Annotated in this window: 24 protein-coding genes; 17 read left to right on the top strand and 7 right to left on the bottom strand. The window is 52.9% G+C overall.

The window, feature by feature from the left end; translation table 11 throughout:
- The first annotated feature begins 15 nt into the window (after positions 1-15).
- Together ACFFJP_RS10170 and ACFFJP_RS10165 are read left to right on the top strand one after the other, a co-directional pair.
- Positions 16-1,434, top strand: coding sequence for a glycogen synthase (locus ACFFJP_RS10170; RefSeq protein WP_377243035.1), 1,419 nt, complete (start codon positions 16-18; stop codon positions 1,432-1,434).
- A 133-nt stretch (positions 1,435-1,567) separates the two neighbouring features.
- Positions 1,568-2,128 (top strand): NAD(P)H nitroreductase, encoded by a 561-nt coding sequence (locus ACFFJP_RS10165; RefSeq protein WP_377243033.1) that lies wholly within the window; start codon positions 1,568-1,570, stop codon positions 2,126-2,128.
- 63 nt (positions 2,129-2,191) lie between these two features.
- On the opposite strand, the gene asnS is transcribed toward ACFFJP_RS10165, so the two are convergent.
- A complete protein-coding gene (asnS, locus tag ACFFJP_RS10160) occupies positions 2,192-3,592 on the bottom strand; it encodes an asparagine--tRNA ligase (protein ID WP_377243031.1) in 1,401 nt (466 codons plus the stop codon).
- Between the two features lie 116 nt (positions 3,593-3,708).
- Between asnS and ACFFJP_RS10155 the strand changes: the two genes are divergently transcribed.
- Complete coding sequence (locus ACFFJP_RS10155) at positions 3,709-4,080, top strand: hypothetical protein (RefSeq protein ID WP_377243029.1); 372 nt, start codon at positions 3,709-3,711, stop codon at positions 4,078-4,080.
- Positions 4,081-4,165: 85 nt separating this feature from the next.
- Here ACFFJP_RS10155 and bioA read toward each other — a convergent pair whose 3' ends face one another.
- Positions 4,166-5,470, bottom strand: coding sequence for an adenosylmethionine--8-amino-7-oxononanoate transaminase (gene bioA / locus ACFFJP_RS10150; protein ID WP_377243027.1), 1,305 nt, complete (start codon positions 5,468-5,470; stop codon positions 4,166-4,168).
- Between the two features lie 135 nt (positions 5,471-5,605).
- Between bioA and bioB the strand changes: the two genes are divergently transcribed.
- From bioB to ACFFJP_RS10115, 7 genes are all read left to right on the top strand, one after another.
- Positions 5,606-6,643 (top strand): biotin synthase BioB, encoded by a 1,038-nt coding sequence (bioB, locus tag ACFFJP_RS10145; RefSeq protein WP_377243436.1) that lies wholly within the window; start codon positions 5,606-5,608, stop codon positions 6,641-6,643.
- A 5-nt stretch (positions 6,644-6,648) separates the two neighbouring features.
- Positions 6,649-7,842, top strand: coding sequence for an aminotransferase class I/II-fold pyridoxal phosphate-dependent enzyme (locus tag ACFFJP_RS10140; RefSeq protein ID WP_377243025.1), 1,194 nt, complete (start codon positions 6,649-6,651; stop codon positions 7,840-7,842).
- 1 nt (position 7,843) lies between these two features.
- Positions 7,844-8,632: a malonyl-ACP O-methyltransferase BioC gene (bioC, locus tag ACFFJP_RS10135; RefSeq protein WP_377243023.1), complete on the top strand. Its 789-nt coding sequence runs from the start codon at positions 7,844-7,846 to the stop codon at positions 8,630-8,632.
- Entirely contained in the window at positions 8,632-9,318 is a 687-nt protein-coding gene (bioD, locus tag ACFFJP_RS10130; protein WP_377243021.1) for a dethiobiotin synthase, read from the top strand. The genes bioC and bioD overlap by 1 nt, the downstream gene beginning before the upstream one ends.
- An 88-nt stretch (positions 9,319-9,406) precedes the next feature.
- Positions 9,407-10,282: a protease HtpX gene (gene htpX, locus ACFFJP_RS10125; RefSeq protein WP_377243433.1), complete on the top strand. Its 876-nt coding sequence runs from the start codon at positions 9,407-9,409 to the stop codon at positions 10,280-10,282.
- A gap of 217 nt (positions 10,283-10,499) precedes the next feature.
- Positions 10,500-11,060 (top strand): lipid-binding SYLF domain-containing protein, encoded by a 561-nt coding sequence (locus ACFFJP_RS10120; RefSeq protein WP_377243019.1) that lies wholly within the window; start codon positions 10,500-10,502, stop codon positions 11,058-11,060.
- Positions 11,061-11,126: 66 nt separating this feature from the next.
- Positions 11,127-11,360, top strand: coding sequence for a TIGR02647 family protein (locus ACFFJP_RS10115; protein WP_377243017.1), 234 nt, complete (start codon positions 11,127-11,129; stop codon positions 11,358-11,360).
- Here the strand turns inward: ACFFJP_RS10115 and ACFFJP_RS10110 are convergent.
- From ACFFJP_RS10110 to ACFFJP_RS10100, 3 genes are read right to left on the bottom strand one after another with little or no spacing between them, the layout of a single operon-like run.
- The gene (locus tag ACFFJP_RS10110; protein ID WP_377243015.1) at positions 11,341-13,272 is read right to left on the bottom strand and encodes a transglutaminase TgpA family protein; all 1,932 of its coding nucleotides are present in this window, start codon (positions 13,270-13,272) and stop codon (positions 11,341-11,343) included. The two genes, ACFFJP_RS10115 and ACFFJP_RS10110, sit on opposite strands and share 20 nt — an antisense overlap.
- Positions 13,266-14,207 carry a DUF58 domain-containing protein gene (locus ACFFJP_RS10105; RefSeq protein ID WP_377243013.1) on the bottom strand — a complete coding sequence of 314 codons (942 nt, stop codon included), beginning with the start codon at positions 14,205-14,207 and terminating at the stop codon, positions 13,266-13,268. The genes ACFFJP_RS10110 and ACFFJP_RS10105 overlap by 7 nt, the downstream gene beginning before the upstream one ends.
- Positions 14,200-15,108, bottom strand: a complete 909-nt coding sequence (locus tag ACFFJP_RS10100; protein ID WP_446686827.1) for an AAA family ATPase — start codon at positions 15,106-15,108, stop codon at positions 14,200-14,202. Before ACFFJP_RS10100 ends, ACFFJP_RS10105 begins: the two co-directional genes overlap by 8 nt.
- An 82-nt stretch (positions 15,109-15,190) precedes the next feature.
- Here ACFFJP_RS10100 and ACFFJP_RS10095 point away from each other — a divergent pair, with 82 nt between their 5' ends.
- The 3 genes from ACFFJP_RS10095 (at position 15,191) to ACFFJP_RS10085 (ending at position 18,226) form a co-directional block, all read left to right on the top strand.
- On the top strand, positions 15,191-15,646 hold the full coding sequence (locus tag ACFFJP_RS10095; protein ID WP_377243009.1) for a low molecular weight protein-tyrosine-phosphatase: 456 nt from the start codon (positions 15,191-15,193) through the stop codon (positions 15,644-15,646).
- A 144-nt stretch (positions 15,647-15,790) separates the two neighbouring features.
- Positions 15,791-17,140, top strand: a complete 1,350-nt coding sequence (locus tag ACFFJP_RS10090; RefSeq protein WP_377243007.1) for a class II 3-deoxy-7-phosphoheptulonate synthase — start codon at positions 15,791-15,793, stop codon at positions 17,138-17,140.
- A 30-nt stretch (positions 17,141-17,170) separates the two neighbouring features.
- Complete coding sequence (locus ACFFJP_RS10085) at positions 17,171-18,226, top strand: 2-dehydropantoate 2-reductase (protein ID WP_377243005.1); 1,056 nt, start codon at positions 17,171-17,173, stop codon at positions 18,224-18,226.
- A 4-nt stretch (positions 18,227-18,230) separates the two neighbouring features.
- Here ACFFJP_RS10085 and ACFFJP_RS10080 read toward each other — a convergent pair whose 3' ends face one another.
- Positions 18,231-18,683, bottom strand: coding sequence for an HPP family protein (locus tag ACFFJP_RS10080; protein ID WP_377243003.1), 453 nt, complete (start codon positions 18,681-18,683; stop codon positions 18,231-18,233).
- A 110-nt stretch (positions 18,684-18,793) separates the two neighbouring features.
- On the opposite strand from ACFFJP_RS10080, the gene ACFFJP_RS10075 reads away from it, so the two are divergent.
- Positions 18,794-19,387, top strand: a complete 594-nt coding sequence (locus ACFFJP_RS10075; RefSeq protein ID WP_377243001.1) for a TetR/AcrR family transcriptional regulator — start codon at positions 18,794-18,796, stop codon at positions 19,385-19,387.
- Here the strand turns inward: ACFFJP_RS10075 and ppsR are convergent.
- Positions 19,384-20,193: a posphoenolpyruvate synthetase regulatory kinase/phosphorylase PpsR gene (gene ppsR, locus ACFFJP_RS10070; RefSeq protein WP_377242999.1), complete on the bottom strand. Its 810-nt coding sequence runs from the start codon at positions 20,191-20,193 to the stop codon at positions 19,384-19,386. The genes ACFFJP_RS10075 and ppsR overlap by 4 nt on opposite strands.
- Before the next feature lie 138 nt (positions 20,194-20,331).
- Here ppsR and ppsA point away from each other — a divergent pair, with 138 nt between their 5' ends.
- The 3 genes from ppsA to ACFFJP_RS10055 all read left to right on the top strand — a co-directional run bounded on the left by ppsA (position 20,332) and on the right by ACFFJP_RS10055 (position 26,839).
- Entirely contained in the window at positions 20,332-22,707 is a 2,376-nt protein-coding gene (gene ppsA, locus ACFFJP_RS10065) for a phosphoenolpyruvate synthase (protein WP_377242997.1), read from the top strand.
- Between the two features lie 172 nt (positions 22,708-22,879).
- Positions 22,880-23,848 (top strand): ADP-ribosylglycohydrolase family protein, encoded by a 969-nt coding sequence (locus tag ACFFJP_RS10060; RefSeq protein WP_377242995.1) that lies wholly within the window; start codon positions 22,880-22,882, stop codon positions 23,846-23,848.
- A 93-nt stretch (positions 23,849-23,941) separates the two neighbouring features.
- Positions 23,942-26,839 carry an FAD-binding and (Fe-S)-binding domain-containing protein gene (locus ACFFJP_RS10055; protein ID WP_377242993.1) on the top strand — a complete coding sequence of 966 codons (2,898 nt, stop codon included), beginning with the start codon at positions 23,942-23,944 and terminating at the stop codon, positions 26,837-26,839.
- Positions 26,840-26,854: the final 15 nt, after the last annotated feature.

Below are 26,854 nucleotides of genomic sequence, written 5' to 3'. Positions count from 1 at the left end.
AAAGAAGGATATGTGATGCGGTTGGCATTTATCTGCAGTGAGTTTGAAGGACTGCTGAAAACCGGTGGTCTGGCCGACGCGACCCGTGGGCTGGCAACGGCCCTGCAGCAGGCCGGGCATCAAGTGCAGGTTATTTTGCCGCGTTATGGCGCCTTGTATGGGGTCGAGCAAACGGCTGACTGGCAGTCCTTGTATTTTGACCTTGGTCATCAGACTTATGGTTGTGCCGTCAGGCATACCGTAGTTGATGGGATCAAAGTGGCGCTGATTGAACATCATCAGTTTTTTCAGCGGCCACGGCCTTATGATGACGGCGAGCAGCCTTATCCGGACAACCTGCAGCGCTTTGCTTTTTTCTGTAAGGCTGCGCTGGCCTATCTGCAGACGCAGCCTGAATCCATAGATATCGTGCATGGACATGATTGGCAAAGCGCTTTAGCCGCTTGTTATTTAAAAGAAATGCAGCTGGGCGCTTTAGCCCAAAGTAAGTTTGTTCTGACCGTACATAACGCCGCTTACCAACAGGGGTTTGGCCGCGAACAGCTTGGCCTGTTGGGGCTGGACCACTGGCATTTGCCGGCTGAACTACCGACCACCTTACTGGCGCTCGGCTTATGGCAGGCTGACAGTATCAACACAGTGAGTCCGGGTTATCGGGATGAGCTGCTGACAGAGCCGGCTGCGAATGGACTGGCCGAACTCTATCAGCAGAAGCAGAATCGTTTTGTCGGCATTCTGAACGGCTGTGATTATAGCCGTTGGGACCCGTCAACTGATTTGAGTCTGCCGGCCCGCTACGATGGCAGCGATTTGAGCGGCAAAGCGTTGTGTAAAGCCGAACTGCGCCGGCAAACGCAGCTGCCTGACAGTAACGCACCATTATTTGTCAGTGTCAGTCGCATCACCGGACAAAAAGGATTTACGCTGTTGATCCCGGCCTTGCAGCAGTTCCTTAGCAATACAGATGCCCAGGTTCTGTTGATGGGGACCGGGGAACAACAGTTTATCCAGCCGTTACGTGGGCTGGAACAGCAGTTTCCGCAGCAATTTCGCTTACTGGAAGGTTTTGATGAGCCGCTGTCGCATCAGGTCGAAGCCGCTGGCGACTTTTTTTTAATGCCCAGCCTGTTTGAACCCTGTGGCCTGAACCAAATCTACAGCTTGCGTTATGGCACTGTGCCATTGGTGCGGGCGACGGGTGGTTTAAAAGACACCGTCACCGATCTGAGTGAACGGGGGGCTACTGGCGTGGTATTTGAAGAGCCGACTGTGGCGGCACTGGTCGAGGCGTTATCGATTGCGTCAGCGTTATATCGCAATAAGCGTCGCTACCGCAGTGTTCAGCAACGGGGCATGGCGCAAGTGTTTGACTGGCAACAGGCCGCTATTGCATATCAGGCTTTATATGCACAAACGATTGCGAACGCAGAATAAATCGTCTGCAATTGTTTGAATATAAACAATATTTGGCTGAATTAGCCGCAACCGGCATTGGAATAGGCAATTTCGGTTGTCGTTTATCAATGAAGTTTGCTAGCCTTAGCGGGTCTTTCTCAAGGGCTTTTTTATGGACGCAATGACCTTACTCACGACCCGCTATTCCTCCTCCCGCTTAACTGAGCCTGCACCTGCAGGCGAAGCCTTACAGCTGATCAAACAAGCCGCATTGCGGGTACCTGATCACGGCGGCCTGCGTCCCTGGCGGTTTGTCGTGTTCAGCGGCAAATCGGCACTGACCAAACTTGGCGATATTTTCGCTGAGGCGGCGCTTGAAGATGATCCTACCATCGCCAATGATTTATTGGAGCGGGCGCGGCAACTACCACTGCGCGCACCAATGGTGATCGCCTGTATTGCCAGATGTCGCGAACACCATAAAGTACCGGTATCCGAACAGGTTCAATCAGCCGCATGTGCGGTGATGGCAATGCAGCAAGCAGCATTTGCGCAAGGCTTTGGCGGCATTTGGCGCACCGGTGCTTACACCCAATATGAATTTGTGCGCCAAACCATGGGGTTGGCAGAAGACGATGAAATTGTCGGTTATCTGTATCTCGGCACCTGTGCTTCGGAAATGCCACAGCGACCGCAGTTAGAGGTCAGTGAGTTTTTCAGCGATTATCAGTAGTGAATCATGCTTTGCAGCTGAAAAAAAAAACCGCCGGAAGGCGGTTTTTTTTCATGAGTTCGATTAGAAGTCTGCACTGCCCGGTGTACGCGGGAATGCAATGACATCACGCACATTACCGACACCAGTCACGTAAGACACTAAACGTTCAAAGCCAAGACCAAAGCCCGCGTGTGGTACTGTGCCATAACGGCGCAGGTCACGATACCAGCTGTAGTCTTCCTTATTCAGGCCCATCGCATCCATCCGCGCATCAAGTTGCTCCAAACGCTCTTCACGCTGGCTACCACCGATGATTTCGCCGATGCCTGGCGCCAGAATATCCATCGCGGCCACGGTTTTACCGTCTTCGTTCATCCGCATATAAAATGCTTTGATGTCTTTTGGATAGTTCTGCAGGATCACTGGCGCGCCAACATGCACTTCGGCCAGATAACGTTCGTGCTCAGACTGTAAGTCGACACCCCATTCCACGGCATATTCAAACTTCTTACCGCAGTTTTGCAGGATGGTGATGGCGTCGGTGTAATCCATCCGTACAAAGCTGGATTCAACGATTTGCTGCAGACGGCTGATCGCTTTGTCGTCGACGCGTTCAGCGAAAAACGCCATATCGTCGGCACGCTCGGCCAGCACAGCTTTAAATACATACTTCAGCATGTCTTCTGCCAGTTGTGCTACGTCTTTTAATTCCGCGAAAGCCACTTCAGGCTCAATCATCCAGAACTCCGCGAGGTGACGCGTGGTATTGGAGTTTTCAGCACGGAAAGTCGGGCCAAAGGTATACACATTGGACAGCGCACAGGCATAAGTTTCAACGTTGAGCTGGCCTGAAACAGTCAGGAAAGTCTCTTTGCCGAAAAAGTCTTGTTTGTAATCGATGTGGCCTTTGTCATCACGCGGCAGATTTTCTAAATCCAGCGTGCTGACGCGGAACATTTCGCCGGCGCCTTCGGCATCAGCACCGGTAATGATCGGTGTGCTGATCCAGTAAAAACCACGTTCGTGGAAGAAACGGTGAATGGCCTGTGCCAGGCAATGCCGGACGCGGGTGATGGCACCAACCATATTGGTGCGGGCGCGTAAATGCGCCTGTTCACGCAGATATTCCATACTATGGCGTTTTGGCGCCATCGGATAGGTATCCGGATTTTCTACCCAGCCCAGCACTTCAACCAAGCTCGCCTGAATTTCAAAGGATTGGCCCTGACCTTCAGATTTCACCACGGTGCCGGTGACAATTACCGAACATGCAGTCGTCAGGCGTTTGATCTCGGTCTCGTAATTATTGAGTTCAGCCGGAGCGACGGCTTGCAGTGCATCAAAACAGCTGCCGTCGTGTACGGCGAGGAAAGAAATACCGGCTTTGGAATCACGACGGGTACGGATCCAACCTTTGACGGTAATAGTGGCGCCGGCAGCATACTGGCCGGCAAGTACGTCTTTAATCACTGCATGCGTCATGCATCAGGCTCCAACTTGCGCTTCAGAAAAGTTTGATTTTAATTCAGGAGGTGTAATGATACGCAGGCAGCGCTTAAGCACAAGCAAAACTTGTCACAAACCGAAGGAACCGCGCCGTGGATGAACCTGTTAGCAGCAGACCGCGTAAAAATCGCCGCAAAGGTCCGGATTGGATAGTCCTCAGTTTTCATTGGTTGTCGGTGATTGGCTGGGTCATTCTGATCGTGGCACTGGGCCTGAGTCATATGGCGAAGCCTGAAATGAATACTGGCCTGGTGCGTTATTGGGGTATTCAGCTGCGCAATTATTGGGAACCCACGCTGACCGGGCAGCTGATTTACCTGCTGTGGTGGTGTTGTCTGGTTAGCCTGTGCAGCATTGTATTAAATCAATTTCGCTTGCGGCGCGCGACAGACCGACAGCAGTACAACTCCGTGGCCTTGTTACTCATCGCGCTGGCTGCATTAAGTTTCTTTTATCAAGTCTAGTGCACCATATAGCTGAATAAGCGCACAGCAGAGCCGCTTGAATTTGCCTCAGGCAAGGCGACACGTCTAAGGCGTAGTGGAAGCTCTAAGCGCCAGGTAAAGCCTGCGCCTGATGCAGGACATCCTGCTGCACAATAAATTGCAACGCAGCGATCAGCTGTTCAAGCTCAGCTGTCTGAATGATATAGGGCGGCATCAGATAAAACAGATTACCAAAAGGCCGGATCCAGACGCCTTGCGCTACCATCAGAGCTTGTGCTTTGGCTACATCAATATTGCCATTCATCTCGACAATTCCGACAGCGCCTAAGACGCGCACCGCTTTGACTGCGGGATATTGCACAAGTGGTTTTAACAATTGCAGCTGTTGTTCAATCTGAGCGACCTGCGTTTGCCAAATGCCAGTCTGAATAATCTTCAGGCTGGCGCAAGCGACAGCACAAGCCAACGGATTCGCCATATAAGTCGGACCATGCATTAAAGCGCCAACAGCCCCGCGACTAATACCGTCGGCAACTGTTGAACTGCACAAGGTTGCCGCCAGCGTGATGTAGCCACCACTGAGCGCTTTACCTAGACACATAATGTCAGGCTGGATCCCAGCATGGTCGACTGCGAATAACTTACCGGTGCGGCCAAAACCGGTGGCGATCTCGTCACAAATCAACAAGACCTGATATTGGTCACAGAGCTCCCGCGCCAAGCGTAAATACTGTGGATGATAAAGTCGCATGCCACCTGCGCCCTGCAGTACAGGTTCCAGCACAAAGGCCGCCAGCTGTTGATGATGCTGGGCGAACATCGCCCGCAGCGCATCGCCATCAGCGCTTTGCCAGTCCTCGTTGAATGCCCGTGTCGGCGCTGGGGCAAATAAGTGTAAAGTCAATTGCGCCTGAAACATCGCGTGCATGCCATCCACCGGATCACACAGCGCCATAGTCGCAAAAGTATCACCGTGATAGGCCTTACGCAGACTCAATACGCGGCTTTTCTGTGGGTTGCCTAGGGCAAGCTGATATTGCAGCGCCATTTTGAGTGCCACTTCGACGGCGATAGAACCGCTGTCGGCATAGAATATATGTTGCAGGTTCGCCGGCACCAGTTCGAGCAGCAGTTTACCGAGTGCAACAGCCGGTGCATGGGTGATACCGCCAAACATCACATGGCTCATCTGCTGTAACTGTGCACTTACCGCGGCGTTGAGTTGCGGGTGATTGTATCCATGAATGGCAGCCCACCAGCTTGATGTGCCATCGATCAGGACACGGCCATCATCAAGGTACAATTTACAGCCATCAGCGCTACGCACCGGATAAACCGGTAAAGGCGAGGCCATTGACGTGTATGGATGCCACAAATGCTGGCGATCAAACTGCAGATCTATGCTCATATATTAACCACTGGTAAACTTGGAGAACTGGTACGCGTTGACAAGGCAAGGTGCGCGGTTAGACTAGCGACAAACCCAGTCAAAGACAAATGAAATACAGGGACTTTTATGCATTCGCTTTTTACCGATCCAAGCCTGTCGCAGGTCCGCCATGATTGGACACTGGCCGAAGTCAACGCTTTATTCGCCTTACCTTTTAACGACTTAATGTTTCGCGCCCAACTGGTGCATCGCGCTAATTTTACAGCCAACGAAGTGCAGGTCAGTACCTTGTTGTCGATCAAAACGGGTGCCTGTGCCGAAGATTGCAAATATTGCCCGCAAAGCGGTCATTACAACACGGGGCTGGAACGTGAGCGGCTGCTGGAAGTAGAAAAAGTACTGACGCAGGCCAAAGCGGCCAAAGATCAGGGCGCCAGCCGGTTTTGTATGGGCGCGGCCTGGAGTAATCCAAAGCAACGCGATATGCCTTACATCATGGAAATGATCCAGGGTGTGAAGGGCATGGGCCTGGAAACCTGCATGACGCTGGGTAAACTTACGGCGGATCAGGCGCAGGAGCTCGCCGGTGCTGGTTTGGATTATTACAACCACAATCTGGATACGTCACCGGAATTTTACGGTGAAATCATTACCACCCGTACCTATCAGGACCGTTTAGATACGCTGTCGCATGTGCGCGATGCCGGGATGAAAGTATGCTGTGGCGGTATTGTCGGTATGGGCGAGAGTGCTAATGACCGCTCAGCATTGCTGCGTCAAATTGCCAATCTGCCGGAACATCCGGAATCGGTGCCAATCAATATGCTGGTCAAAGTGGCGGGTACGCCGCTGGAAAATGTCGATGATCTGGATGGCTTTGAATTTATCCGTACTATCGCCGTGGCGCGCATCATGTTACCAAAAAGCCATGTCCGGTTATCCGCTGGCCGCTCACGAATGAATGAACAAATGCAGGCGCTGTGTTTTATGGCGGGCGCCAATTCGATTTTCTACGGCGACAAATTGCTGACCACCGAAAATCCGGAAGCAAATGCTGATATGCAGCTGTTTGCCAAGCTTGGCTTAAAACCTGAACAGCGCGGTGACGTGTCGGATGAAGCGCATGAAGCGGCGATGGCGCAGGCGATCCAGGACCAGCTAGAACCGGCTTTATTTCACGCCGCTGTCTGACATTCATGCAAAATGCTGAGATCCAGCGCTGGTTGGCAGCGCGCCGCGAGCAAGGCCTGTATCGGCAGGAACAGCAGGTCCAGACTTTGCCGGGCGGTTTGCTGAACAGCAACGGCGCGCTGTTCGTCAATTTCTCCGGCAATGATTATCTGGGGCTGGGAGAAGCGCCGTTGCTTAGGCAGGCCATGGCCGATGCTGCGCTTGCCGATGGCGTGGCCAGTACCGGCTCACCGCTAATCACTGGTTATCAGCCTGCGCATGCCGAACTAATCGCTACGTTACGTGATTGGCTGGGTGTTGAAGACGTGTTGTTGTTCAGCTCCGGTTTTGCCGCCAATCAGGCGATGCTTAGTGCGTTGGTCGGCCCAGATGATTTGTTGTTACTGGATAGATATTGCCACGCATCGATGCAGGACCTACTCACCAGCGGACAACGGTCTTTTAAACGCTATCCACATCAGGATTTGACCGCGCTGGCGGCCATGCTGCAGCAATCTGGCATTAAAAATCAGGATGTTGTTGTTGCCACCGAGGGCGTGTTCAGCATGGACGGCGATGTCACCGACTGTGCCGCAATATTGCATCTGTTAACAGCCAAACAGCCACTATTGCTTGATGATGCGCATGGTATTGGTGTACTCGGCAGCGAGGGCCGTGGCAGCTGGGCTGCGCATGGCGTGCAGGTCTCAGCTTTGCAATGTCTGATGGCAAACTTTGGCAAAGCCTTAGCCGGACAGGGCGGTTTTCTGGCAGGAAGCCGCGATGTGATCGATTTTATCCGCCAGCAATCGCGGCACTATATCTACAGCACTGCCTTGTCGCCGGCATTATGCCGCGCCATGCAGAGCAGCGTTTTACTTTGTCGCGCTGAGCAGTGGCGTCGCGAAAAACTGGCCGACAACATTGCCTTGTTTCGCCAGCTGGCGCGGCAGGCTGGGCTGGGCATCGCTGATTCGATGACCGCCATTCAGCCAGTACTTTGTGCCGACAATACCAGTGCAATGCGTTGGAGCAACGCGCTGAAAGAACGTGGCATCTGGTTGCATGCCATCCGTCCACCGACAGTGCCGCAGGCGCGGCTGCGTATTAGCCTCAGTGCCAGTCATAGCGAATTACAGATCCGTCAGTTAGTGCAGGTGCTGGTACAAACACAACCCGTCACTGCGCAAAACCACACGACCACAATACCGGAGAGTTGACGTGAATAATCTGCTGCAAGCGGACCAAATTAATGCCCATTTCAGTAAAGCGGCAAAAAGCTACGAACAAGGTGCGCGGCTGCAACGCGAAGTGGCCTTTGACGCCCTGCGGTTTTTGGCTTCGCAGCAGCACGGGACCTTGTTAGATTTGGGCTGCGGTCCGGGTTGGTTTCATCACAATCTGAGCAGCCACTGTGACCATCTGGTCGCGCTGGATTTAAGTGCCGCGATGCTGCAACAGGCGAAGCGTCACGGTATCGCCAATGAATTTATCCAGGCCGATGCTGCGGCTATTCCGCTGCCGGAACACAGTGTCGATACGGTATTTAGTTCGCTGATGCTGCAGTGGTGCGCTGATCCGGCCGCGGTGTTTGCTGAAATCGCCCGGGTGCTGAAACCCGGCGGGCGTTTTGTGCTGACGACCCTGGTGGAAGAGTCGATGTTTGAATTTCAGCAAGCCTGGCGTTTAAGCGGGCAAGTACCGCCGACGCTGCAATTCAGTCCGGTGGCGGATTATCTGCACAGTGCACGCAAACAAGGTTTGCCATGTCACGCGCAGCAAAAAACCTTTCAATTGTTTTTCCCTGATGTATTTACCCTGGCCCGTGAATTTAAGCTGATTGGCGCCAATTATACTGGTCTTAAACCGGCAGCGATCCCAGGCCTCGCCGGGCGCGCTTATTGGCAACGTTTTGCCGATGCCTATCAGCGCAATCTGACCACCCAAGGTTTGCCGCTGAGTTATCAGGTGTTGTTTATCTTTGGTCAGATGCCGGGAGAACCGAACTGATGGCAGCGCATTTTTTTGTCACCGGTACCGACACAGATGCCGGTAAAACCTACTGTAGCACTGCACTGTTACGCGGGTTGCTAGCAAGCGGCGTGCGCTGCGCTGCGCTGAAACCGGTCGCCAGTGGTGTCGATGCTGCAGGACACAACACCGATGCCAGTGCGCTGGCGGCGGTCACCGGCCAAACTATTAGTGCGGTCAATCCAATATGTTTTAACCTGCCAACCGCGCCTCATCTTGCCGCGCAAGCACAAGGCCAGTCCCTGTCATTGCAGCAGCTCGATATGCTGCTGGTTGCTACAGCGCCAAATCAAGACAACAATCTGACCCTGGTCGAAGGGGCCGGTGGTTGGTTGTTGCCTCTGAATGCACAGGAATATCTGGCTGATTGGGTCATTGCCCACCAGTGGCCGGTGGTGCTGGTGGTCGGCGTAAAACTTGGCTGCCTGAATCACAGCCTGCTGACAGTCCGTGAGTTGCGCCGAGCCGGCGTGCCGCTGCTTGGTTACATCGCCAATGTGCTGGATCCCGACATGCATTATCTGGCGGAAACGTTGCAAGACCTGTGCGGTCGTTTGCAGCTGCCATGTTTGGCCACTTTGCCGTTTGCGCCACAAGGTCCAACGGATGCTCAGTGTGCCGAGCTGGCGCAGGCTTTTTTAAATAATTTTCGCGGTGGCTCATAGTCGATTTGCGCCGAGATTCCGTAACAGCCTTGATATCGGCGCAAACGCCCATATGATGCTTGCAGGTCATCGGAAATAAGAGGTAATGATGAAACGTATTCTGTTGTTTATTATGACGAACTTAGCTGTGATGCTGGTACTGTCTGTCGTGCTGAGCATTTTGTTCAGTGTCTTTGGCATCGATCGTCAAAGCATGGGCGGTTTGCTGTTACTGGCGGCAGTATTTGGTTTCGGTGGCTCATTTATTTCACTGGCGATGTCCAAGTGGATGGCAAAACGGTCGACTGGCGCCGTTGTTATCACTCAACCGCAAAATGCCACTGAGCACTGGTTGTTTGACACAGTGCGCCGTCAGGCGCAACAGGCTGGGATCGGCATGCCGGAAGTAGCCATCTACGATTCACCGGAAATGAATGCTTTTGCGACCGGTATGAGCCGGAATAATGCGCTGGTCGCGGTCAGCACTGGTTTGTTACGCAACATGCGTGAAGATGAAGTAGAAGCTGTGCTGGCGCATGAAGTGTCACACGTCGCCAATGGCGATATGGTGACGCTGACGCTGATCCAGGGCGTGGTCAACACCTTCGTAATCTTCCTGGCGCGCTTAATCGCTGGCGCTATCCACAACGCCACACGCAGCAGTGATGACGAATCATCAGAAAGCGGTGGTTTCGCTTATATGATGACGGTGTTTGTGCTGGAAATGTTATTTGGCGTGTTAGCCAGCATCATCGTGATGTGGTTCTCCCGCAAGCGCGAATACAGCGCTGATGCCGGCGCTGCCAAGCTGGTCGGTGCCAATAAAATGGTGGCGGCGCTGGAACGCCTGCGCAACAACCATGACAGTCAGCTGGAAGGCTCGATGATGGCCTTCGGTATTGCCAACAAGTCTGCACGCAGCGAGATGTTTTTAAGCCATCCTCCGCTGGAAAAACGGATTGCCGCGCTGAGAAACGCTGCATAAACGCGTTCATCTGAAGAAAACAGGCCGCATTGCGGCCTGTTTTTTTTAAACACCTGTGGGCAGAAATTCCGGTTGCTGCGAGTAAGTTTCTGACGCAATATAATTTTTTAGCTTTGATCACGGGTCAACACACCCTAAAAATCGCCGATTGTTCTGCAACCTTTTGCAGCGGCGACAGGTCAGAAAACGCGAGCCTAATATTTTCAGGAGCATCACAATGACAAAATGGCTGATTTCATCTGCGCTGGTACTGGTGCTGGTTCTCAGTGGCTGCGCCAGTAACGGTGGCCAGACTGCTGATCAAAAGCGCCAGTCGATCGAACAAATGCGCGCCGGCACACTGAACAAACTTTACAAACAGAAACCCTATGCTGCGGACACCATAGAGCGCGCTGCGGGTTATGCCGTGTTTTCTAATGCCAACGTCAATCTGATTTTCGCCAGCGCGGGTGGTGGCCATGGTGTGGTTCACAGCAATAATGGCACTGTGACTTATATGAAAATGGGCGAGATCGGTCTTGGGCTTGGCATCGGTGCGAAAGACTACCGGTTGGTCTTTGTCTTCCACAACCAACAGGCACTGAATCGTTTTGTCGATGACGGTTGGGCTTTTGGCGGACAAATGGATGCGGCAGCGAAAGCGGATGAAAAAGGTGATGCGATTGGCGGCGAAATTACCGTTGATAATATTACGATTTACCAGTTAACTGAAACAGGTCTGGCCTTGCAGGCCACCATCAAAGGCACCAAGTTCTGGCGTGATGACGCCTTAAACTAAACGCCGGATTTGCCGGCGATAGTCATGCAGACTATGGTTAGAGCAGAATAACACCAAGGAGTAGCTATGCCTGTAAACGCACATCTGAATGTTGAGATCCGGGTACTGAATTTGTTTAACCTTGATAGCAGCCTAGAAGGAATTAAAGCGCACAAAGACGCAGACGACGAAACGAAAGCAGCTATCGCCCGGCTGTATCAAAAAGGGCTGGTGACACAACCAGACGGCGGTTATCTGACGGATCTGGGCCGCAGCTGCGCAGAACATATCCAGCATGCGCTCAGAATTTTAGCCGTTTAAGTTTAGGTTTTAGCTGTTTCATTATTTGACGGGCCTGAATTAAACCGCCAGGCTCGCCATTAAATTGCCAGCGTAAATAAGCATCGAGACAAGCAGAGATCTCCGGCATCAACATTGGGTGTTGTTCGGCCCATTGTTGCAAGTATTGTTGATAGCTTTGCTGCGGTAACTTGACCTGCAATCGCAATAACGGCTGAAATAACTGTTCCACTGGCTGTATACGCGGCCGGCGCCACCACCAAATCACGAGTCCAAGCCCCGGCAGTATCAATAGCCAAAAAGCATGTTTTGGCTGAACCTGTAGTTGTTGCCGCCAATTATTTAACTGACCAAATAAGCTTTGTTGTTGGTTAGAATCAAAACTCAGCACCCACATTGACCAATAATAATCCATGTTCCGTAGCGGCTGCATCAGCAAAATCTCCAGCCGTTGCAACATCCAATCGCCGCCAAGGCCAGAGAATTCGGTTGCAATACTGTCTTCGGACAAGTCGACCAAAAGTGAGGGTTCAATCAATGCGGTGGGATCAAAGGGCCACCAGCGGTTATCCTGATAATATTCGACCCAGGCGTGGGCGTCTTTTTGCAGCACCTGCAAGTAAGCGCCATTATCTTGCCATTCACCTCCGAGATAACCGCCGACTAAGCGGGCCGGCACGCCGGCAGCACGCAATAAAAACACTGTGCTGCTGGCATAGTGACTGCAAAATCCCAGCTTTTTATCGAACAGGAAATTGTCGATTTGCTCTCCGTTGATTTCTCCCGGCGACAGACTGTATCTGAACTGCTGCTGTTGAAAGTACGAGCCAATCCGCGCCGCCAGTGTTTTCGCTGAGGGCACGCCTTGATTTAGTTGCAGCGCCAGCTCTCTTGCTTTGACATTACCGGCCGGCAATTGCAGATAACGCGAAACGTCGCCACGCGCAGGCAGTGGCACCAGTGAACTGCTGAGCTGATAGCTGATGCGCTGACTGAGTGGTTGCTCCGCGACAACCAGCGCTTCGCGGTTGACCCCAACATTACTGCTGTTTTGGTTTGGTAATCCCAAGACAAACAAACTGAATTGCTGATGGGGCTCGGCGATCACGGTATAACGGTAGTGAGGGTTGTCTGCAGGTGCCGGGCTGGCTTTGAGCTGCGGCCGTTGCGCCCGCCAGTTTTGACCATCAAACACATCGTAGATTTTTGCCCGGAAATAGCGCATCTCTGGCGGTGGCGCAGCGCCGTCAAATTTAACGCGAAACGCCAGCGCGTTTGATTGTAACAGGCTAGAGACCGAGCCAGGCGCCAGATTGTCACTCAGACCGGTCTGGTTCAACTTGGCTCCTGGCAATTGCCATAGCGGTGGCAGACGCGGAAACAGCAGAAATAACAGTACAGTTGCCGCAGTCATCAATGCTGCAACACGACTCACCTGGCGCCATTGCCATTGTGGTTGTTCCCGGCAGAAACATAAGTGATGACAATGTAGATTCAGCAAAAAGGCGCAAAAAATCAGCATGGCCAGCCAGAGGTCTTGATGCAGGATAAAAGCGCAGGCTAACAGGAAATAATGCACCCATAGCAGTTGTGAAATATCCGCGGGTCGCCGTTCAGACAAACCGAGCAGACGCAAAATCGCTGCCAGCAATAAAAAATGAAACATCAGGTGCATGACGCCGAGCTGACGGCTGCTGATCAGCAACGCGACCAGCATGGCTGCAGCCAGCAAGTTGTTTTTGGTCAGACTCCAGGGCCGCCCCCCACGATAAAGTTGCCATAGTTTTGCCAGCAATAACAAAGCAAACACCGCGAGGCTCCAGCTGCTGTATGCCGGCAGCAATAACGCCCAGAGCAGCAGCTGAAACAACCATAAACGCCATTGTAGGGTCTGAAATAGCTGAGGGCTGATCTGAGCGATAGCATTTACCATAGTGCGAGCGCCTGTAATACCTGGCGCAAGTGGGCCGGACCGCTGCCAACCGCGATGTCAGTGGGCATGCGGCGTAAGCCAAACGGTTGTTGTGCCTGCTCCGCCCGCAGCGCCCGTTCGGCCAAATCTGACAACTGCGCTTCGAGCGTATTAAGCCGTGGATCAACGCTCAGCCACAGATCCGTGCCGGGCAATGTTGTCGCCCTGAATTGATGGACCAGTAACTGTTGTTGCCGGCTAAACCGCTTCCAATCAAGCTGACGCCAGGGATCGCCCGGCTGATACTGACGTTGTCCGGCCCATTCCTCAGCATTTTGCTGGTTTGGGTCGGCTTGTGGGCCGGCGTAAGGGGCAGGGACCGGCGCCGGGAACACCCAATAGTGGCAATCCAGCCGCACATAACACCAGCACCGCACTAAGCCAAAGGGGTAAACTGACTGCAGCTTTAGCCGCGGAATAACAAAACAACCGCGTTTTGGTGCCGGCAGTTCAAGCACAACAGTGGTATCACTAACCGATATTAACTGGCCCGATTGTTGTTGCCAACCGGCATCGAGCGCCAGCGGCACTCCGGTTCGGCGATGCAGTGTCAGCAGAATACCGGCATTTTGCCCGGCAAATACATCGGCCAGCGGCCGGGCGGACAGTTCACAATGATGCAGATTCAGAAACGCCAACACGATAGTGCTGATCACCAATACCAACAATAAGTAAGCCAACAGCAGAATCAGATTATTCTGATAATTGGTGCCTAGGATGTATAACAACAGCACCAGCGCACAGAGTCCAAAGCCAAAGCGGGTTGGGAACACAAACATAAATCTTTGTTGCAGGCGCACCACCGCAGAGATCGGTTGGCGCGTATCCAACCAACGCCAGATCCGCTGACGGAATTGTGTTTGAAGTCTGGCGGCGATCCCGACCATATCAGACATTACAAGGAGTATGCTGCAGCAAGAGCGTGCTGGCGGCAGTTTCGCCGGCATGTCCACGCGGCTGCAACCGGTGCTCGGTCACTGCACTAAATACCTGACGGATATCGTCTGCAGTGACAAAACTACGTTGATCCAACAGCGCACAAGCGCGTCCGGCACGCACCAACGCTTTGGCAGCCCGTGGCGATAAAGGCTGCATATCATCGCGCTGGCGGCTGTGTTGGACCAGGTCTAACACGTAATGCAGCAGACTGTCGCTACATTTGATTGTATCGACCTGCGCCTGTAACTGCAGCAATCCTGCCGTATCGAGCACTGCCCGCATCGTTTCAACACGCCCGGCTGGTTGTTGTAACAACAGCAATTCAGCGGCCCGGTCTGGAAAACCGAGACTCAGCCGCATCATGAATCTGTCGAGCTGTGATTCGGGCAGTGCATTGGTACCACTGTAGTTTTGTGGATTTTGTGTCGCAATGACAAAGAACGGCGAGGGTAATTCACGGGTTGCACCGTCAATGGATACCTGATGTTCTTCCATCGCTTCGAGCAAGGCGCTTTGAGTTTTCGGGCTGGCTCTGTTGATTTCGTCCGCCAGTAACACCTGACTGAACACAGGCCCAGGCTGGAATTTAAATTCCTGTGTTCTGGTATCAAACAGGTTAAAGCCAGTTAAGTCAGCGGGTAACAAGTCACTGGTAAATTGCACGCGGCGGTAACTCAAACCAAGGCTTTGAGCCAGTGCGTGCGCCAAAGTGGTTTTGCCCATGCCGGGCATATCTTCAAGCAATAAATGGCCGCCAGCCAACAGGCAAGTCAGGGCCAGCCTGATTTGAGCCGGTTTACCAAGGATCACCTGATTTAGTTGTTGCTCGACTGCGTGTAATGCATCTACCACCGGAATGTCCTTGTTTGTCTTGCACTTTGGCAAATAGTCACAAAATTCGTATACTGGCGCAACTTCTTTAGGCACAAGGACAATGCCCTTGAAAATCCTGTTTGTATGTCTTGGCAATATTTGTCGTTCACCAACCGCGCATGCGGTCTTTCGCCAGCTTGCGACGACACAAGGTCTGCCTTGTGAAGTGGAATCCGCCGGTACCAGCGCCTCGCATAAAGGTGATGCACCGGATCCGCGTAGCATCAAGGCCGCTGCAGATTATTCCTTTAAGGGCATTAAGTCCCGACCTGTACTCAGTACCGACTTTGTTGAGTATGATTTGATTCTGGCGATGGATCAGCAAAATCTGGCTGATCTGACCAAACGTTGTCCGCCTGAGCAACAACATAAACTGAAATTGCTGATGCAGTACCACCCGGAATATCCAAAGTGGCAGGAAGTACCAGATCCTTATTATGGCGGGCCACGTGGTTTTGCCGTAGTTTTTGATTTGATTGAGCAGTCTTGTCAGCAATTGCTGCGCCATTTAAAGCAAGGCTGACGAATAAATAGCCGTTTATACGTCCAGATTGAAATTTATCCGGTGAAAGCGTTGAATTTCAGAGCGGCTGCCTTTACCTTGTGCGGTGGAGCCATAACTCAAGCGAAATTTACATCCACAAACACCTGAAATAGGAATCTTAAAGTGACTACCTGGACGCCTCAAAGCTGGCGAGCATTTCCGATCCAACAGCAACCCCATTATGACGATCAGGCTTTATTAGCCTCGGTAGAGCAACAGCTGCACAAATATCCGCCGCTGGTTTTTGCTCAGGAAACCCGTGATCTGTTTAGTCAGCTCGGCCAGGTGGCCGAGGGCAATGCATTTTTACTGCAGGGTGGCGATTGTGCGGAGAGCTTTAGCAACTTTAATGCGCCGAAGATCCGGGACACTTTTAAAGTACTGTTACAAATGGCGGTGGTGCTGACCTTTGCTGGCAGTTGCCCTGTGGTCAAAGTTGCTCGGATGGCAGGGCAGTATGCCAAGCCACGTTCCAGCGATTTAGAAACCATTGATGGCATCAGCCTGCCAAGTTACCGCGGCGATATCGTCAACAGCTTTGAATTCACCGAAGCTGCGCGTCAACCAGATCCGAACCGGCTGATGACGGCCTATCATCACAGTGCTGCAACGCTCAACTTGCTGCGTGCTTTTGCTCAGGGCGGTCTCGCTGATTTACATCAGGTCAGCCGCTGGAACATGGGCTTTGTGGAAAGCAATCCATTAAAAGGCCGTTACCAGGATATCGCCCAGCGTATTCAGGAAGCGCTGCGCTTTATGGAAATTTGTGGCATTAGTGCGCAAAATTCCCCCTCGATCCGTGAAACTACGCTCTATACGTCACACGAAGCATTGCTGCTGAATTATGAAGAGGCATTGACCCGTCGTGATTCGTTAACCGGCCTCTGGTATGACTGCTCCGCCCATATGGTGTGGATTGGTGAAAGAACCCGGCAACTGGACCATGCACATATTGAATTTTTCCGTGGCATCCATAACCCAATCGGCGTCAAGATTGGCCCGGGCATGGACGAACTTGATCTGATCCGCTTAATCGACGCGCTGAATCCGGACAATATTCCAGGTCGCCTGACCTTGATCACCCGGATGGGCGCCGACAAGTTGGCCGACAAGCTGCCGGCGCTGGTGCGTCGGGTGCAGCGTGAAGGTCGCAAAGTGGTCTGGAGTTCTGATCCGATGCACGGCAACACAGTCAAAGCCAGCAATGACTACAAAACCCGTGATTTTGAAGCCATTTTGCGTGAGATCCGCAACTTCTTCGCCGTACATCAGGCGGAAGGTTCGCATGCCGGCGGTATCCATCTGGAAATGACCGGCGAGCACGTCACTGAATGTACCGGCGGCGCTTATGGCCTATCAGAAAACGATTTGAGTCAGCGCTACTTTACGCAGTGCGACCCACGATTAAACGCCGATCAGGTGTTAGAACTGGCGTTTTTGATTGCGGATACACTCAGAAGCGTACGGAAATAAGCAGCCGGTCTAACCGGTCAAGGACAACCGATGCAGGATCTGCAAACCAAAGTGCAAACCAGTGGTCGTAAATACCGGGTGGGCATTGTCGGCGCAGGCAGCATCGGTTGTTTTTTAACTGCCATTCTGGCGCAGGATCCCGACTTAGAACTACTGTTGTTTGGTCGAGATTATATGGGCCTTGAACTTGCCGCTCATGGCTTGACGGCCAGCTGGCAAAGCGGCACCGAACATTTTCAGGCCAGCCTTGCGGCGGTTGCATTTTACACTTCTTACGTCAGTCTGATTGAAGCCGATATTGTGTTACTGACGGTCAAAGCTACAGCCTTGGCAACGCTGGTTCATCAAATCAAACCGCATCTGCGGCCCGACGTACCAATAATTGCCCTGCAAAACGGCATTGGTATCAGCGACATCATCCAGTCACAACTGCATAATCCGGTCTATCGCGCCATCGTACCGTTTAACGTCGTGAAGGCTGCGCCGGGGCAGTTTCAGCAAAGCAGTAGTGGCAACCTGATCTGGCCAACAACGCCGCAGATCCTGATGCAATATGTGGCTAACGTGTTTCATGCGCAGGGATTGGCTGTGCAGTCTGACAGCGATATGCAGGCAGCAGAATACGGTAAGTTATTGTTGAATTTGAACAATGCTTTAAATGCGATCAGCGATCTGCCGTTACGACAGCAATTGCTGCACCGCGATTGGCGCCGCCTGTTAGCCGCATCGATGCGGGAATGGCTGGCTATCTGCGACAAAGAGCAAGTGACTCCCCGCCAATATACTTCTGTGAGCCCTGGCATTTTGCCATGGGTATTAAACCTGCCGGACTGGTTGTTTCGACGCTTAGCAAGCCGGATGTTGCGGATTGACCCGCAAGCTCGTTTATCGATGTATCAGGATTTACTGCAGGGCCGGCGCACAGAAATTATGTTTTTAAATGGCGCAGTCGTTGCGCTGGGCCAGCGCTACGGTATTGCCACGCCAGTGAATCAGGCAATTGTGGACTGGATCCATCAATACGAAGCGGGAAGCAGCATAAAACCGGACCCGGCGCAGTGGTGCCGGCAATTGGGACTGAAATAACCGCTCAGGAACGCAATGGCTGCGCGCAATAGCGGTGGTAACACTTAGCCAGCAGCACCAACCCCACAGCTCCGGCAGCGACAGGCGTTAGCAAAAATAACCAGCCGGGTTTGGTCATCATCACGACTAATGCGGTGGCGCCCGCCGGTGGATGCACTGTATGCGTGCGAAACATCAATAAGATCGACAACCCGACCGCTGCGGCGGTGACTGCGGCACCGTCACCAAAATTATGCACCAACGCCAGCGCAATTGTGGCGGCTAACAGATGGCCGCCAATGACATTACGGGGTTGTGCCAGTGGGCTGTCAGGGGTAGCGAAAATCAACACCAGCGTCGCGCCAAACGGCGCCATCAACAGGCTATAACCATGCAGCCAGACTGCAGACTGACATAACAGCCAAATCGCCAGAAAAGCACCGAGAGAAACCACAAATTGCCAACGAAATAGCGACATGCTCTAACACTCCACGCAGCAGGCACTGCGGTTTTTTTGCTGAAACAGCAGGGTAGACAAGTCGGTCTACCTCTGTCAATCTGTTTCGCTCGTTACGAAGGAACAGAACCATGAGTAATACAGCATCGGCACAGGTCGTGGATAAAAAACACCAATTGGTATCGGCGGCATTTCAGCTGTTTTATCAGCGTGGTGTGCATCAGGTTGGTATTAACGAAGTACTCAGCACTGCCGGCGTCGCTAAAAAAACCTTGTATCACCATTTTCCGGCCAAACAGGAGTTATTGCTGGCGGTATTAGAACAAAGGGCAACCGATTGGCTGGACTGGATGGCAAAGCGATTGAGCGAGGTGGAACAGGGTTCGGCCGCACTAGAAGCGTTTTTTCTGGCGCTACACGACTGGTTTGCCGGCGAAGCTCCACAGTTACACAGTTTTCACGGCTGTTTTTTTACTAAAGTCGCGTTAGAAGTGCAGGACCAGGCAGTCCTAGCGCGTTGCCAGCAGTTCAGGCTAGATTTGGCGGCGTTGTTAGCGCCGCATCTGCAGTTATGTTGGCCACTGGAGCAACAGGCCAGTGCGAAGCTCGCGCTGCTCCTGCTGCTAAAAGACGGCGCAGAAACAGAGGCCGCCTTGAACGCCGATCCCACTGCTGCAACGCGGGCATTGTCGCTGTGGCAACTGGCGGCCCAGCACCCAGCTTAGTACTTCTGCCGTTTCAGCCCGGTTTCGGCCATGATTTTCGCGCTGATCTCTTCAATCGACAGCGTGGTGGAATTTAAAAACGGCACTCGTTCTTTCTGATACAGATTTTCCACTTCATCCAGTTCCAGCTTGCATTGGCGTAGCGACGCATAACGACTGCCAGGCCGACGCTGTTCGCGGATTTGGCTCAGGCGTTCTGGCGTGATGGTCAGGCCAAACAGCTTATTGCGGTGCGGCCGCAGAGCCGCCGGTAAACTCAACGAATCCATATCCTCTTCGACAAACGGATAATTGGCCGCCTTGATGCCATATTGCAGTGCCAGATAGAGCGAAGTTGGCGTTTTGCCGCTGCGGCTGACACCGACTAAGATGATATCAGCCTTGGCATAATCTTTTAGGTTAGCGCCGTCGTCATTGGCTAACGCGTAATTGACTGCATCGATGCGAAAATCATAAGTTTTTTCGTGAATGCTGTGGGTGCGGTGGGTTTTTGGTTTCGCCGGGATGCCAAGCTCTTTTTGCATCGGGTCGACAAAGGCGTTCAGGAAGTCATAACAAACGCCTTCAGAGCTATTGATAATCGCGCGCAGTTGTTCGTCGACAAAAGTTAAAAACACCAAAGGTCGAACTCCGGTAGTTTTATAACGATCGTTAATCCGTTGCTTGGCCTGTTCTGCCTTCAAGGCAGTTTCGACAAATGGGATAGTGACATGGTCGAATTCGGCTTCAAACAGCGATAACAAAGCATGTCCGAATACTTCGGATGTAATGCCGGTACCGTCAGAGATATAAAAGGCTGTACGCATCTGAAACTCCATTTGTTGTTATAAATTTTCATGAAAAATTAGCGTTTTAATTCAGACGGCCAGCAGTGTAGAATTATTTCGCTTTAGTGGCTGCCGCTGTAAGCTTACATAACCTGCAACAAAAATTGGAGACATACTGTGCAAGAATTCGTTGTTTGGTATCAGGATTTGGGCATGCACGATGTCCCGCGGGTTGGAGGCAAAAATGCCTCTTTGGGTGAGATGATTAGTAACCTGGCCGGTGTTGGCGTGCAAGTCCCGGGTGGCTTTGCTACAACCGCGGACGCATTTAACCAGTTCCTTGAGCAAAGCGGCGTCAACGAGCGGATTTATCAGCTGCTCGACGGCCTGGATGTTGATGATGTGACCGCTTTGGCTAAAGCCGGCGCGCAGATCCGCCAGTGGGTGATCGACACGCCATTCCAACCGGAATTTGAAACTGCCATTCGTCAGGCCTTTGACCAGCTGTGTGCTGGCATGGGGAATGACGCTTCATTCGCGGTGCGCTCCAGCGCGACTGCCGAAGATATGCCGGATGCATCTTTTGCTGGTCAGCAGGAAACCTTCTTAAACGTGCGTGGTTACGAGCACGTCATTGAAGCGATTAAACACGTCTTTGCCTCGTTGTTTAATGACCGCGCCATCTCTTATCGCGTACATCAGGGCTACGATCACCGCGGTGTGGCGTTATCGGCCGGTGTGCAGCGCATGGTGCGTTCAGATTGTTCTTCCAGCGGCGTGATGTTCTCCATCGATACCGAATCTGGTTTTGAAGACGTGGTGTTTATCACTTCCAGCTACGGCCTCGGCGAAATGGTGGTGCAGGGCGCCGTCAACCCGGATGAATTTTATGTGCATAAACCAACCGTCAGTGCCGGCCGTCCGGCGGTGGTGCGTCGCACCTTAGGCAGCAAGCTGGTGCAAATGGTGTACTCCAGCGAACAAAGCCACGGTAAACAAGTACGGATCGAAGATGTTGCGGCGGAGAAACGCCGGCAGTTTTCATTAACCGATGCCGAAGTTGAAGAATTAGCCCGTCAGGCGGTGACGATTGAACAACACTATGGCCGTCCGATGGATATCGAATGGGCCAAAGATGGCATCGACGGCAAGCTTTACATTGTGCAGGCGCGGCCAGAAACGGTGCGCTCACGCGAAGACAGCAATTCAATGGAACGCTACCAGTTACAGGGCAGCGCCGCCATCGTCACCGAAGGCCGGGCCATCGGCCACAAAATTGGCTCTGGTACTGCCAAAGTACTGGCCAGCATCGCCGACATGGACCAAATCCAGCCAGGTGATGTACTGATCACCGACATGACGGATCCGGACTGGGAACCAATCATGAAACGGGCCTCTGCCATTGTCACCAACCGCGGTGGCCGTACTTGTCATGCGGCGATCATCGCCCGCGAACTCGGCATTCCGGCTGTGGTGGGTTGTGGTGACGCTACCGAGAAAGTCAAAACCGGCCAGCAAGTGACAGTATCTTGCGCTGAAGGCGACACCGGTTTTGTGTACGATGCCATTCTGCCATTTAACGTCGTGACATCGCGTGTTGATGCGATGCCACCACTGAAAATGAAGATCATGATGAACGTCGGGAACCCGGAACGTGCTTTTGGTTTTGCCAAGCTGCCGCATGCCGGTATTGGTCTGGCGCGCTTAGAATTTATCATCAACCGGATGATCGGCGTGCATCCAAAAGCCTTGCTGAACTACAGCGTGCAGCCGGCCGATGTGAAAGCCCAAATCGACGAAATGATGGCGGGTTACGCGTCGCCGGTCGAATTCTATATCGCCAAGCTGACCGAAGGTATTTCGACGCTGGCCGCCGCTTTTGCGCCGGAACGCGTCATCGTGCGGATGTCAGATTTTAAATCGAACGAATACGCCAATCTGGTTGGCGGTCGTCAGTATGAACCGCATGAAGAAAACCCGATGATTGGTTTCCGTGGTGCTTCGCGTTATATCTCCGAAGACTTCCGCGATTGTTTTGCGCTGGAGTGCGAAGCGTTAAAACGGGTGCGCAACGACATGGGCCTGACCAATGTTGAGATCATGATCCCGTTCGTACGCACTTTAAGTGAAGCCGAGGCGGTGATTGGCCTGCTGGCTGAACAAGGCTTAAGACGCGGTGAAAATGGCCTCAAAGTCATTATGATGTGTGAACTGCCGTCGAACTGTCTGCTGGCGGAAGAATTCCTTGAATTCTTTGACGGTTTCTCGATTGGTTCGAACGACCTGACCCAGCTGACTTTAGGTCTCGACCGCGATTCCGGGTTGATTGCGCATCTGTTTGATGAACGCAATCCGGCGATCAAAAAACTGCTGTCGATGGCCATTTCAACGGCCAAAGCCAAAGGCAAATATGTCGGGATCTGTGGCCAGGGCCCATCAGATCACGAAGATTTTGCCGCCTGGTTGATGGATCAGGGCATTGACTCAGTGTCACTGAACCCGGATACAGTACTGGAAACCTGGTTGTATCTGGCAGAAAAATACGGCGGTTAATTCGTTAACCTCGTTTTTATTTGCACATAACAAAGCCAACCCTCGGGTTGGCTTTGTTGTCTGGATCAGGCTGCAAGCCGCATAAATACGGACTTTTGTAAAATCATAAGCTTGCAATGTGTCTGCTCAGCCTGCAGACTGTGCAACAGTTTAAATGCATACAGGAGGTGTCATGTCTTTATCCACATTGCAACGGGCACAGGGCGCGCTGACTGCGGCATTGGCAGCAGATGCACTGGGCACCCAGTTTGAGTTTTGTCAGCCGGCGGAACTTAGACGGAAGCCGGCCGCCGAACTGTTGCAACTCCAGGATTGTGGTCCATGGCACACACTGGCCGGGCAACCGACCGAAGAGGGCGAACTGATGCTGTTGCAGGCCCGCATGCTGCAGTATTGCCGTAGTTATCACGAAGATCAGGCGCTCTCAGCTTATCGCTACTGGCTCAGCACTGAACCTTTTGCGCTCGGCGCATCACTACAACGCGCCATTGTCGGTGGTGCCGATGAAAGAGACTACACCGCTAACGCGCTGGCACGGTTAACGCCACTGTGTATTCTGGGCGTCCATTATTCGCTGCCGCAAATCGCCGCCTGGGCGATGGCCGATACCGCGTTGACGCAAAATGCCTTACAGATGCAGCAGTTAAGCGGTCTGTATGCGATGTTATTGGCCAAAGCCATCGATACCGGCGCGGATGCTGAGACCTTGTATCAGGATGTTGATGTCTGGGCGCAAGAGCTCAAAGTTGATCCGGCGATCAGGCAAAGTATCCAACAAGCTTTGTTTATGCCGGGGAGCACTGAGTTGCGGCAACAAAATCCGGCGTTGGCAGCTTTTCAAAATCTGTTATTTCAGTTGCTGTATGCTAAATCGCTTGGCGAGGCGATGGTCGACACCATCAGACTCGGTGGCGATACCGGTTCGAATACTGTGATTGTGGCAGCTGTCTTTGGTGCTATAGGTGGAATTGACCAAGTACCGCAGGAATGGCGTGATGCCCTGAAAAACTGCCGGCCACAAGACGGTGTCACCGGGGTGGAACAACCGCGCGACGAAATGTTTTGGCCGGTCGATGCGGAACTGCTGGCGCAACAACTGACGGAGTTGACTCCGCATAGCGCAGCTGAAGCCAATAGCTGACTAAAGCCAGCGCTGCCGACAGTCACCTGCTACCATTCGAATAATTACTGAAGTATATTGGGTAATAGGCGAATAAATTATCGGGTGACTGTGATGGCAATGCATGGCAATCAGGCTACAGCGGAACAAACCGTTGCGACGGGCCGGAACCTTTTCAACCAGTCTGCCACCAACGCAGCAGCGATCGCAGCTTTTGCCCGTGATATCAGCCCGCAGTTGCCCGCAGGCGCACTCAACACTAACCCGTTAGATCTCATCGCCAAAAGCCACGATGCCAGTTTTTACCAACTGATCCCTCAGCTTATTTTACGTATTGATAATCTTGAACAACTACAGCAGGTATTGACCGCAGCCCAGCGCTATCAAGTTGGCCTGACGTTCCGGGCTGCCGGCACCAGTTTATCCGGCCAGACGCTGACTGATCAGGTGTTGGTGCAACTTGGAAATGGCTTTTGTTATAGCCAGATAGAGCAGGACGGTTTGTTAATCAGATGCGGTCCGATGGTCAGAGGCGGCGATGCCAACAGCTTGCTAAAACCCTATGGCCGGATGATCGCGCCGGTGCCGGCGTCGCTGGCGAGTGCAACTATTGGTGGCATCTGCGCTAATAATGCTTCCGGGATGAATGCGCTGGATACCTATCAGGTGTTGCACGCAATAAAACTGGTGCTGGCGGATGGTACTGTGCTCGATAGTGCCGATCCAATCAGCGTTGCCGAGTTTCGCCAACACAAAGCTGAACTCTTGGCCGACCTTAGTGCAGTTGCTGCGACGCTGCGCAGTGACACCGAACTCAGTAGCCGCATTCGTCGTAAGTATCAGCTGAAAAATACCACCGGTTATGGCCTGCGCGCGCTGCTGGATTTCGACGATCCGTTGCAGATGCTGTGTCATTTGCTGATTGGCTCAGAAGGAACACTGGGATTTATCGCCGAGGTCACGCAGCGTACTATTGCACTGGATCCCTGCAGTGCCAGTGCGTTTTTGCTGTTTCAGGACCTGCAGCAAGCCGGTCTTGCGGTGCAGGCGTTGTCTGAGTTAGGGCGTCAGGTGGTCGGGGCCTGTGAATTGCTCGACGACAATGCGCTGACTGCTGTCCGCCATCAGGTAGGCGTTCCGCCGATTGTGGCTGGTCTGGAAGCCGGCGTCACTGCGCTACTAGTTCAGACTGGTGCCGAAACTCCGGACTCCTTAGCGCGCCAGATAGCGCTGATTGAACAGACCATCGCGCCTATGAAAGACCCACGTAGCCTGGCGTTCAGCACCGACGCTCTGGTATGTCAGCAATACTGGAATGTGCGTAAAGGCGTGTTTCCTGCGGTCGGCGCCACCAGAGCCGCCGGGACTACGGCTTTGATTGAAGATGTCTGTTATCCGGTAGCACGGCTGACCGAAGCGTTGGCAGCACTGCGTACTTTGCTGAATCAACACGGCTACGCCGATGCGGTGATCTATGGTCATGCGCTTGACGGCAACATGCACTTTATTTTTGCGCAGGGTTTTACCACAGAAGCAGATAAACACAGATATCAGCAGCTGATTGATGCGGTGGTTTGCCATGTCGTTGATGGCTTTGACGGTTCTCTGAAAGCTGAACATGGCACCGGCCGCAATATGGCGCCTTTTGTCCGGCGCGAATGGGGCGACAAAGCCTATGCCGCGATGCGCCGGATCAAACAGCTGCTGGACCCAAATGGTATCTTTAATCCGGGCGTTTTACTGAACGATGACCCGCTGGTACACCTGAAACAGTTAAAACCATTGCCGATCAGCAATCCGCTGATCGATGCCTGTATCGAATGTGGTTTTTGTGAACGGGTTTGTCCATCACGCAATCTGACAATGACACCACGTCAGCGCATTGTCGCGAACCGGCATCTCGCGACTTTGGATGCAGAAGGCAAAGCGAAATTGTCGGCTGACTTGTTGCAGCATCATGATTATCAGGCAGTGCAGACTTGCGCAGCCTGTGGTCTCTGTGCAACGCAATGCCCGGTCGGAATTAACACTGGCGATTTGACGCGGCAAAGTCGCAGTCTTGCCCAGCCTGAAGGTAAAGTCAGCCAAGCGCTGGCCGCTCATTTTGCTACGGTGACAACAATCGCTGGTATGGGGCTGACGCTTGGACATGCCACCGCACGCATCGTCGGTGCCGGCCGGCTACAACGGCTGACTCAGCGTTTACATCCTTATGGTTCGCCGGTCTGGCTTAGCACCATGCCAACCAGTGCCGGTGCATTGGCGTTTGCAGATGAACAAAATGACGTGGATTTTATCTACCTGCCGAGTTGTGTCAGCCGGGTGATGGGGCCGCAGACTGACAATCCGGATCCGCGTAATTTAACTGAGGTTGTCCGCGCACTCGCGGATAAAGCCGGCTTACGTTTTAGCTATCCTGCCGCGCTTACGAGCCAATGCTGCGGTTTGCCATTTCAGAGTAAGGGCCAATTTCATGCTTCAGCGGCCAAATCCGCTGAGGTGCTGGAGGTATTGTGGCAACAAAGTCAGCAGGGCCAACGTCCGGTGCTGGTCGATACCAGCCCCTGTGCGCACAAACTGCTGGAAGATGCGGCGAAAGATCCGCGCTACGCCCAGCTGCAGTTATTAGAACCGGCCAGTTTTGCGCTGCAGTATCTGTTGCCGCGCTTGCAGGTGACTCCGACAGCGCACAGCATTGCGTTGCATCAGACTTGCTCCAGCCGGCGGATGCAAGCCGACGGCGCGCAGTTGCAACTCGCGATGCTACTGAGCCGCAATGTGGTGGTGCCGCAGGATATCCATTGTTGCGGATTTGCCGGCGACAAAGGCTTCCAGTTACCAGAACTCAATGCCGCGGCACTGGCGCCGCTGCAGAGTCAAGTCAGTAGTTGTCAGGGCGGTTATTCCACCAGCCGCACCTGTGAAATTGGTTTATCCGCCCATAGTGGTTTGATTTACCAATCTTTGTTGCAGTTGCTGGACCAGCAATCCAGTGCAGAGCCGCTGCGCTGACAGCGCCGACAATAG

The sequence above is a fragment of the Rheinheimera tilapiae genome (assembly GCF_042432165.1).
Classification (GTDB): domain Bacteria; phylum Pseudomonadota; class Gammaproteobacteria; order Enterobacterales; family Alteromonadaceae; genus Pararheinheimera; species Pararheinheimera tilapiae.
Note: the sequence above shows the minus strand (reverse complement) of the source record. Positions and strands in the feature narration are given on the sequence as shown.

Excerpts from the sequence above, each read along its gene's own strand:
- ACFFJP_RS10170 (WP_377243035.1), top strand. The coding sequence starts at position 16 with ATGCGGTTGGCATTTATCTGCAGTGAGTTTGAAGGACTGCTGAAAACC.
- ACFFJP_RS10165 (WP_377243033.1), top strand. The coding sequence starts at position 1,568 with ATGGACGCAATGACCTTACTCACGACCCGCTATTCCTCCTCCCGCTTA.
- asnS (WP_377243031.1), bottom strand. The coding sequence starts at position 3,592 with ATGACGCATGCAGTGATTAAAGACGTACTTGCCGGCCAGTATGCTGCC.
- bioA (WP_377243027.1), bottom strand. The coding sequence starts at position 5,470 with ATGAGCATAGATCTGCAGTTTGATCGCCAGCATTTGTGGCATCCATAC.
- ACFFJP_RS10140 (WP_377243025.1), top strand. The coding sequence starts at position 6,649 with ATGCAAAATGCTGAGATCCAGCGCTGGTTGGCAGCGCGCCGCGAGCAA.
- bioD (WP_377243021.1), top strand. The coding sequence starts at position 8,632 with ATGGCAGCGCATTTTTTTGTCACCGGTACCGACACAGATGCCGGTAAA.
- htpX (WP_377243433.1), top strand. The coding sequence starts at position 9,407 with ATGAAACGTATTCTGTTGTTTATTATGACGAACTTAGCTGTGATGCTG.
- ACFFJP_RS10120 (WP_377243019.1), top strand. The coding sequence starts at position 10,500 with ATGACAAAATGGCTGATTTCATCTGCGCTGGTACTGGTGCTGGTTCTC.
- ACFFJP_RS10115 (WP_377243017.1), top strand. The coding sequence starts at position 11,127 with ATGCCTGTAAACGCACATCTGAATGTTGAGATCCGGGTACTGAATTTG.
- ACFFJP_RS10110 (WP_377243015.1), bottom strand. The coding sequence starts at position 13,272 with ATGGTAAATGCTATCGCTCAGATCAGCCCTCAGCTATTTCAGACCCTA.
- ACFFJP_RS10105 (WP_377243013.1), bottom strand. The coding sequence starts at position 14,207 with ATGTCTGATATGGTCGGGATCGCCGCCAGACTTCAAACACAATTCCGT.
- ACFFJP_RS10085 (WP_377243005.1), top strand. The coding sequence starts at position 17,171 with ATGCAGGATCTGCAAACCAAAGTGCAAACCAGTGGTCGTAAATACCGG.
- ACFFJP_RS10080 (WP_377243003.1), bottom strand. The coding sequence starts at position 18,683 with ATGTCGCTATTTCGTTGGCAATTTGTGGTTTCTCTCGGTGCTTTTCTG.
- ACFFJP_RS10075 (WP_377243001.1), top strand. The coding sequence starts at position 18,794 with ATGAGTAATACAGCATCGGCACAGGTCGTGGATAAAAAACACCAATTG.
- ppsR (WP_377242999.1), bottom strand. The coding sequence starts at position 20,193 with ATGCGTACAGCCTTTTATATCTCTGACGGTACCGGCATTACATCCGAA.
- ACFFJP_RS10060 (WP_377242995.1), top strand. The coding sequence starts at position 22,880 with ATGTCTTTATCCACATTGCAACGGGCACAGGGCGCGCTGACTGCGGCA.
- ACFFJP_RS10055 (WP_377242993.1), top strand. The coding sequence starts at position 23,942 with ATGGCAATGCATGGCAATCAGGCTACAGCGGAACAAACCGTTGCGACG.